General features: G+C 65.6%; 6 protein-coding genes and 2 rRNA genes (1 of these 8 only partly in view). All 8 read left to right on the top strand.

Annotation, left to right across the window (positions count from 1 at the left end):
- Positions 1 to 1,980: ribosomal RNA gene (locus tag B7C62_03380) — 23S ribosomal RNA — on the top strand (it extends 1,170 nt beyond the left edge of the window).
- Positions 1,981 to 2,052: 72 nt separating this feature from the next.
- Positions 2,053 to 2,169, top strand: a 5S ribosomal RNA gene (gene rrf, locus B7C62_03375).
- Between the two features lie 167 nt (positions 2,170 to 2,336).
- Positions 2,337 to 2,945: a CDP-diacylglycerol--glycerol-3-phosphate 3-phosphatidyltransferase gene (locus B7C62_03370; protein ARF71403.1), complete on the top strand. Its 609-nt coding sequence runs from the start codon at positions 2,337 to 2,339 to the stop codon at positions 2,943 to 2,945.
- A gap of 112 nt (positions 2,946 to 3,057) precedes the next feature.
- Positions 3,058 to 5,553 (top strand): mannose-1-phosphate guanyltransferase, encoded by a 2,496-nt coding sequence (locus B7C62_03365; protein ARF71402.1) that lies wholly within the window; start codon positions 3,058 to 3,060, stop codon positions 5,551 to 5,553.
- 100 nt (positions 5,554 to 5,653) lie between these two features.
- The gene (locus B7C62_03360; protein ARF71401.1) at positions 5,654 to 6,568 is read left to right on the top strand and encodes a hypothetical protein; all 915 of its coding nucleotides are present in this window, start codon (positions 5,654 to 5,656) and stop codon (positions 6,566 to 6,568) included.
- Positions 6,565 to 6,897, top strand: coding sequence for a hypothetical protein (locus B7C62_03355; protein ARF71400.1), 333 nt, complete (start codon positions 6,565 to 6,567; stop codon positions 6,895 to 6,897). Before B7C62_03360 ends, B7C62_03355 begins: the two co-directional genes overlap by 4 nt.
- 5 nt (positions 6,898 to 6,902) lie before the next feature.
- Complete coding sequence (locus tag B7C62_03350; protein ARF71399.1) at positions 6,903 to 7,742, top strand: hypothetical protein; 840 nt, start codon at positions 6,903 to 6,905, stop codon at positions 7,740 to 7,742.
- 190 nt (positions 7,743 to 7,932) lie between these two features.
- A complete protein-coding gene (locus B7C62_03345; protein ARF71398.1) occupies positions 7,933 to 8,718 on the top strand; it encodes a hypothetical protein in 786 nt (261 codons plus the stop codon).
- Positions 8,719 to 8,745 lie beyond the last annotated feature (27 nt).

The following is an 8,745-nucleotide window of genomic DNA, read 5'->3' as shown; positions in this document are numbered from 1 at the left end:
AGACAACCAGGAGGTTGGCTTAGAAGCAGCCACCCTTGAAAGAGTGCGTAATAGCTCACTGGTCAAGTGATTCCGCGCCGACAATGTAGCGGGGCTCAAGCGTACCGCCGAAGTCGTGTCAATCCAACAATAGGGCCAACGCCTGTTGGGTTGGGTAGGGGAGCGTCGTGTGCCGGGTGAAGCAGCCGTGGAAGCGAGTTGTGGACGGTTCACGAGTGAGAATGCAGGCATGAGTAGCGATACACACGTGAGAAACGTGTGCGCCGATTGACTAAGGGTTCCTGGGTCAAGCTGATCTGCCCAGGGTAAGTCGGGACCTAAGGCGAGGCCGACAGGCGTAGTCGATGGACAACCGGTTGATATTCCGGTACCCGCTTTGAAACGCCCAGTACTGAATCAGGCGATGCTAAGTCCGTGAAGCCGGCCCGATCTCTTCGGAGTTGAGGGTAGTGGTGGAGCCGATGAACCAGACTTGTAGTAGGTAAGCGATGGGGTGACGCAGGAAGGTAGTCCAGCCCGGGCGGTGGTTGTCCCGGGGTAAGGGTGTAGGACGCACGGTAGGCAAATCCGTCGTGCACATAGTCTGAGACCTGATGCCGAGCCGATTGTGGTGAAGTGGATGATCCTATGCTGTCGAGAAAAGCCTCTAGCGAGTTTCATGGCGGCCCGTACCCTAAACCGACTCAGGTGGTCAGGTAGAGAATACCGAGGCGTTCGGGTGAACTATGGTTAAGGAACTCGGCAAAATGCCCCCGTAACTTCGGGAGAAGGGGGGCCATCACCGGTGATCGGACTTGCTCCGTGAGCTGGGGGTGGCCGCAGAGACCAGCGAGAAGCGACTGTTTACTAAAAACACAGGTCCGTGCGAAGCCGTAAGGCGATGTATACGGACTGACGCCTGCCCGGTGCTGGAACGTTAAGGGGACCGGTTAGCTGCTCTTCGGGGTGGCGAAGCTGAGAACTTAAGCGCCAGTAAACGGCGGTGGTAACTATAACCATCCTAAGGTAGCGAAATTCCTTGTCGGGTAAGTTCCGACCTGCACGAATGGCGTAACGACTTCTCGACTGTCTCAACCATAGGCCCGGTGAAATTGCACTACGAGTAAAGATGCTCGTTTCGCGCAGCAGGACGGAAAGACCCCGGGACCTTTACTATAGTTTGATATTGGTGTTCGGTTCGGCTTGTGTAGGATAGGTGGGAGACTGTGAAGCGGCCACGCCAGTGGTTGTGGAGTCGTCGTTGAAATACCACTCTGGTCGTGCTGGATGTCTAACCTGGGTCCGTGATCCGGATCAGGGACAGTGTCTGATGGGTAGTTTAACTGGGGCGGTTGCCTCCTAAAGAGTAACGGAGGCGCCCAAAGGTTCCCTCAGCCTGGTTGGCAATCAGGTGTTGAGTGTAAGTGCACAAGGGAGCTTGACTGTGAGACCGACGGGTCGAGCAGGGACGAAAGTCGGGACTAGTGATCCGGCAGTGGCTTGTGGAAGCGCTGTCGCTCAACGGATAAAAGGTACCCCGGGGATAACAGGCTGATCTTCCCCAAGAGTCCATATCGACGGGATGGTTTGGCACCTCGATGTCGGCTCGTCGCATCCTGGGGCTGGAGTCGGTCCCAAGGGTTGGGCTGTTCGCCCATTAAAGCGGTACGCGAGCTGGGTTTAGAACGTCGTGAGACAGTTCGGTCCCTATCCGCTGTGCGCGTAGGAATATTGAGAAGGGCTGTCCCTAGTACGAGAGGACCGGGACGGACGAACCTCTGGTGTGCCAGTTGTTCTGCCAAGGGCATGGCTGGTTGGCTACGTTCGGAAAGGATAACCGCTGAAAGCATCTAAGCGGGAAGCCTGCTTCGAGATGAGTATTCCCACCAACTAGATTGGTTAAGGCTCCCAGTAGACGACTGGGTTGATAGGCCAGATGTGGAAGCCCGGTAACGGGTGGAGCTGACTGGTACTAATAGGCCGAGGGCTTGTCCTCAGTTGCTCGCGTCCACTGTGTTAGTTCTGAAATAACGAACAGCCGTGACAACACCGGTGTTCAAATTTTCATAGTGTTTCGGTGGTCATTGCGTTAGGGAAACGCCCGGTTACATTCCGAACCCGGAAGCTAAGCCTTTCAGCGCCGATGGTACTGCAGGGGGGACCCTGTGGGAGAGTAGGACGCCGCCGAACAATCTTTGTGGGAAAGCCCCGTGCCGTCAGGCACGGGGCTTTCCTGCGTTCCGGGCCCGATGGGGCCTGGAACGCCTTCGCTCCGCCCACCCCTGTGCATGTGCAGGCGGAAGCTGAAGGTAAGGTCGGGGGGCATCATTCGCACGTTCTTCACAGGAGGCCCCCGGGTGGAGGTCCAGGAGACTCGGGTCCAGACGGACCGGGTCCTCACCATCCCCAACATCCTCAGCATGGCTCGCCTTGTCGGGGTCCCGCTCTTCCTGTGGCTGATTCTCCGCCCCGTGTTCGGCGGGCCCAACAGCGATGGGTGGGCGCTGCTGGTGCTGATGCTCAGCGGCATCAGCGACTATCTCGACGGGAAGCTCGCCCGGCGGTGGAACCAGATCAGCAGCCTCGGCCGGCTCCTGGACCCGGCCGCCGACCGGCTCTACATCCTCTCCACGCTTCTCGGCCTCACCTGGCGCGAGATCCTGCCGCTCTGGCTCACCGCCGCCCTGCTGGCCCGCGAGCTCATGCTGCTCGTGATGGTGGCCATCCTGCGGCGCCACGGCTATCCGCCGCCGCAGGTCAACTTCCTGGGGAAAGCTGCAACTTTCAACCTGATGTACGCGTTCCCCTTGTTGCTGCTCAGCGACGGCAGTGGTTGGCTGGCTACCGTGGCCGCCGTTTTCGGATGGGCGTTCGCAGGATGGGGTACAACTCTGTATTGGTGGGCAGGAATCCTCTACGTGGTCCAGGTCCGCCGGCTCGTCAAGGCGGATGCAGTAGCCGATTGAGCTCGTTGATGCGGTGCCGTGCAGTGTGGCCGGTCCGCGGTGTGATGTCTTGAACGATGCCCCGACGGGCGAACTCGGCTGACCGTCGTCTCTTCTAGGAGGACGTTTCCGAATGAAGGCCGTCGTGATGGCTGGTGGCGAGGGCACACGCCTGCGCCCCATGACCTCGAGCATGCCCAAGCCGCTCCTGCCCGTGGCCAACCGGCCGATCATGGAGCATGTCCTGCGGCTTCTCAAGAGGCATGGGCTCAATGAAACAGTAGTTACTGTCCAGTTTCTCGCCTCCCTCGTCAAGAACTATTTCGGGGACGGCGAGGAGCTCGGGATGGAGCTCACCTATGCCAACGAGGAGAAGCCACTCGGCACCGCGGGGAGTGTGAAGAACGCCGAGGAGGCGTTGAAGGACGACACCTTCCTCGTCATTTCCGGTGACGCTCTCACCGACTTCGACCTCACCGATCTCATCGCCTTCCACAAGGAGAAGGGCGGACTCGTCACGGTCTGTCTGACCCGGGTCCCCAATCCGCTGGAATTCGGCATCACCATCGTGGACGAGAACGGTCAGGTCGAACGCTTTCTGGAGAAGCCGACCTGGGGCCAGGTCTTCTCGGACACGGTGAACACGGGCATCTACGTCATGGAGCCCGAGGTCTTCGACTACGTCCAGGCCGATACCTCCGTCGACTGGTCGGGTGATGTCTTCCCGCAGCTGATGAAGGAAGGCAAGCCGATCTACGGCTATATCGCCGAGGGCTACTGGGAGGACGTCGGTACGCACGAGAGTTATGTGAAGGCCCAGGCGGATGTCCTGGAGCGCAAGGTCGACGTGGAGCTCGACGGGTTCGAGATCTCGCCCGGTGTGTGGGTCGCCGAAGGCGCGGAGGTCCACCCGGACGCCGTACTCCGCGGGCCGCTGTACATCGGCGACTACGCCAAGGTCGAGGCCGACGTCGAGATCCGCGAGCACACGGTGGTGGGCTCCAACGTCGTCGTCAAGACCGGTGCCTTCCTTCACAAGGCCGTCGTCCACGACAACGTCTACATCGGGCAGCACAGCAACCTCCGGGGCTGCGTGGTCGGCAAGAACACCGACATCATGCGCGCGGCCCGGATCGAGGACGGCGCTGTCATCGGTGACGAATGCCTGGTCGGCGAGGAGTCGATCATCCAGGGCAACGTACGGGTGTACCCGTTCAAGACCATCGAGGCCGGTGCGTTCGTCAACACCTCGGTGATCTGGGAGTCCCGTGGGCAGGCGCATCTCTTCGGGGCGCGCGGGGTCTCCGGCATCCTGAACGTCGAGATCACCCCCGAGCTGGCGGTCCGGCTCGCGGGCGCCTACGCCACCACCCTCAAGAAGGGCGCGACGGTCACCACCGCCCGTGACCACTCCCGAGGCGCGCGGGCGCTCAAGAGGGCCGTGATCTCGGCGCTCCAGGCCAGCGCCATCGACGTACGCGACCTGGAGAACGTACCGCTGCCCGTCGCCCGGCAGCAGACGGCGCGGGGGAGTGCGGGCGGGATCATGATCCGTACGTCGCCGGGGGTGCCCGACTCGGTGGACATCATGTTCATCGACGAGCGGGGCGCCGACCTCTCGCAGGCCCAGCAGCGCAAGCTCGACCGGGTGTACGCGAGGCAGGAGTACCGCAGGGCGTTTCCCGGGGAGATCGGCGACCTGCACTTCCCGTCCAGCGTCTTCGACTCGTACACCGGCTCCCTGCTCCGCAACGTCGACATCGCGGGCATCGCCGACTCCGGGCTCAAGGTCGTCGTGGACGCCTCCAACGGGTCCGCCGGGCTCGTTCTGCCGAGCCTCCTCGGGCGGCTCGGGGTGGACGCGCTGACGATCAACCCGGGGCTCGACGAGGCGCGGCCCACCGAGTCCGCCGAGACCCGCCGCGCCGGCCTCGTACGCCTCGGGGAGATCGTCTCCTCGGCGCGGGCGGCCTTCGGCGTGCGGTTCGACCCCGTGGGCGAGCGGCTCTCCCTCGTGGACGAGCTCGGCCGGATCATCGAGGACGACCGGGCCCTGCTGGTCATGCTGGACCTCGTCGCCGCCGAACGGCGCAGTGGACGCGTCGCCCTGCCGGTGACCACCACGCGCGTGGCCGAGCAGGTGGCGGCGTACCACGGCACGCAGGTGGAGTGGACGACCACCTCGCCCGACGACCTGACCCGGGTGGGGCGCGAGGAAACCACCATCTTCGGAGGAGACGGGCGCGGCGGGTTCATCGTTCCCGAATTCAGCAGCGTCTTCGACGGGACGGCCGCTTTCGTCCGGCTCATCGGTCTCGTCGCCCGCACCCAGCTCACCCTGAGCCAGATCGACGCCCGCATTCCCCGGGCCCATGTCCTGCGCCGCGATCTCGCGACGCCCTGGGCGGTCAAGGGCCTCGTCATGCGCCGGGTCGTCGAGGCGGCCGGGGACCGCAGCGTGGACACCACGGACGGCGTCCGGGTGGTCGAGGCGGACGGCCGGTGGATCATGGTGCTGCCCGACCGTGCGGAGGCCGTCACCCATCTGTGGGCGGAGGGCCCGGACGACGCCTCGGCGCAGGCGCTGCTCGACGAGTGGTCCGCCGTGGTGGAGAGCGCCGGCGAGTGACCTGATGGCACCGGTGCACCGGAAGTCCCTGTCGGGGGCGTTCCGGTGCACCGGTGGGGCCATTCGGCGGCAGCCGTGGTGACGTGCGACGATGTGCGGCATGTCGCAGCAGCCCCCCGATCGGAGCACACCCGCACGGCCCGCACGTCCCGATGCCTCCATGTCGCTGCTGAACAACGTGATGGACCACAGCCTCGACGAGGGGTACGTGGAGGCGTCGGCCCGCCGCAAGGCCGACGGGAGCGCGGGGCTGCCCCGTACGCTCAAGTCGAAGCTCGGCCTCGCCGCCGGTCTGGTGGTGGCCGCCCTCGTGGTCACCCTCGGGGCCGCCGAGGCGCGGGTGTCCGCGCCGGTCGTCGCGAAGGAACGCGAAGAGCTGATCGACCGCATCAACGCCGAGACACGGGCCGCCGACACGCTGGAGTCGGATGTCGACGAGCTCCGCAGAGATGTGAGCGAGCGGCAGCGCAAGGCCCTGGAGCAGCACGGCGGGGACCAGGGTGAGCTGGTGGCCCTGCTGTCCGGGGCGACCCCGGTGGAGGGGCCCGGGGTGAAGCTCGTCGTGGACGACGCCAAGAACACCGATCAGGGCGGCGGCGGACCCCGTGAGTCGTCGGGCTTCGCCGACACCGGCCGGGTGCGCGACCGGGACATGCAGCGGGTCGTCAACGGCCTGTGGGAGTCCGGGGCCGAGGCCATTGCCATCAATGGGCAAAGGCTGACGGCCCTGTCGGCGATCCGTGCCGCGGGCGACGCCATACTGGTCGACAACAGGCCGCTCGTGCCGCCGTACACGGTGCTCGCGGTGGGGGACCGCAAGAATCTTGCCGCCGCGTTCCGGGACAGTGCCGACGGCCAGTACCTCAACGCGCTGAAGGAGAGCTTCGACATCCGCACCACCTTGACCGATCAGGGGAAGGTGCGGCTCCCGGCCGCGCCGAGCCTGATCGTCCGTACAGCAGAGCCGAAGGCCGCCGGCAGTGATGCGGCAGAATCAGGGAAGGGCACATCGTGATCGCCGTACTGGGCCTCGTCGTGGGAGTCGTGGTCGGACTGCTGGTCCGGCCCGAGGTGCCGGCGGTGGTCGAGCCCTACCTCCCGATCGCCGTGGTCGCCGCGCTGGACGCGGTCTTCGGAGGGCTGCGGGCCATGCTCGACGGCATCTTCGTCGACAAGGTCTTCGTGGTGTCGTTCCTCTCCAACGTCGTCGTCGCCGCGCTGATCGTGTTCCTCGGCGACAAACTGGGTGTCGGCGCTCAGCTCTCCACCGGTGTGGTGGTCGTGCTCGGCATCCGGATCTTCTCCAACGCCGCCGCGATCCGCCGGCACGTCTTCCGGGCTTGAGGCCGATGAACAACGACGAGAACCCCCGCGGCGAACAGCCGGACCGGCCGGAGCCGCCGGAGCAGCCGAAAACCGTCCCGCCCGCCGCTTCGGACGCCCCCGCGCAGCCGCCCGCGGCCGAGGAGGTCTCCGGGCGTCAGAGACTGCTGGCGGGCCTGTGGCCGCCCCGGCTGAGCCGTGCTCAACTCATCGTCGCCGTGCTGCTGTTCGGTCTCGGTCTGGGGCTGGCCATCCAGGTGCGGTCCGCCGGTGACGACAGCGCGCTGCGCGGCGCACGCCAGGAGGACCTGGTCCGGATTCTCGACGAGGTCGACGACCGGACCCAGCGCCTGGAGGACGAGAAACAGCGTCTGGACGACCAGCGCACCGAGCTGGAGAACAGCTCGGACCAGGCCGAGGAGGCCCGTAAGCAGACGCTGGAAAAAGAGCGGCAGCTGGGCATCCTCGCGGGTACGGTGGCGGCCCACGGTCCCGGCATCACGCTGACGATCAGTGACCCCTCGGCCGCCGTCGCGGCCGACATGCTGCTCGACGCCATCCAGGAGCTGCGTGCGGCCGGTGCCGAGGCCATCGAGGTCAACGGTGTCCGCGTGGTCGCCAACACGTACTTCGCCGGGGAGGGCGGTGACATCCAGGTCGACGGCAAGAAGATCGAAGCACCGTACGAGTTCAAGGTGATCGGCAAGCCGCAGGACCTGGAGCCCGCCCTGAACATCCCCGGCGGTGTGGTGCAGACGCTCGAGAAGGAGCAGGCCACGGCGGTGGTGGAGCGCTTCGACGACATCACCGTCGACGCCTTGCGACCGGCGGAGCGGCCTGACTACGCTCGGTCGTCGTCCCCGTGATCGCGGCGGGCCGGAGGGCCGGTGGGCGAGGGCGGGAGGTTGCGGGGGGTCGGCGCACCGGATTGGTGGTGCGTGGTGGAAACTGTCGGGTGGATACGGACGTTGTGAAGATGTCCGGGTCGGCAGGTGTGTTCATTCAGGGTTCGTCCTGCCCCACGGGCGGGTCTATGTCGGTCAAGGGGAATCGCCCGTGAAGTTGTTTGCGAAGTTGTTCGGGAAGAGCGCACGCGAGGACAGCAACAGTGCTGCCCGCCACCGTGCTCCGCGCCACGGCCAGGGCGAGGAGCAGGAGGCGGAGCGTCCGCTCTTCCGCGATGAGGTGTCCGGTGACGGCGCTCCGGGTGGTCCCGGCGTGTCGTCCGTTGACCCTGCCGGTGCCGGGCGCATAGGTTTCGGCGAACCATCAACCTCAAGCACGGGTGGAGGGTTCACCCCGGGGGGCGCGTCGATGCCGGTCTGTACGAGGTGCGGCCACCGCAATGCGGAGGCCAGCCGATTCTGCTCCAACTGCGGCACGCCGCTGCGGGGCGCCGTCCCCGAGCGCGCCTCGGAGACGACGTCCACGATCTCCATCTCCGGTCTTGAGGCGTACGAGGCCGAGGCGACGGGCCAGACGGCCCTGCCCTCGCTCTCCCCGGAGGCCCAGGCGGCCGTCGACGCGCTGCCCGGGGGCTCGGCGCTGCTCGTCGTGCGCCGCGGCCCGAATTCCGGCAGCCGCTTCCTGCTGGACAGCGACCTCACGACGGCCGGCCGTCACCCGCAGAGCGACATCTTTCTCGACGACGTGACCGTGTCGCGGCGTCATGTGGAGTTCCGCAGGGGCCCGGACGGTAGCTTCACCGTGGGTGACGTCGGCAGCCTCAACGGCACCTATGTCAACCGCGAGCGCATCGATTCGGTCCTGCTGTCCAACGGCGACGAAGTCCAGATCGGTAAGTACCGGCTGGTCTTCTATGCGAGCCCGCGGGGCGTGTGACCCGCCCCGGAGTCCGTCCGGGGGGAA

It is taken from the genome of Kitasatospora albolonga, from assembly GCA_002082585.1.
Classification (GTDB): Bacteria; Actinomycetota; Actinomycetes; order Streptomycetales; family Streptomycetaceae; genus Streptomyces; species Streptomyces stephensoniae.
This window is presented reverse-complemented; position numbering and strand designations above follow the sequence as displayed.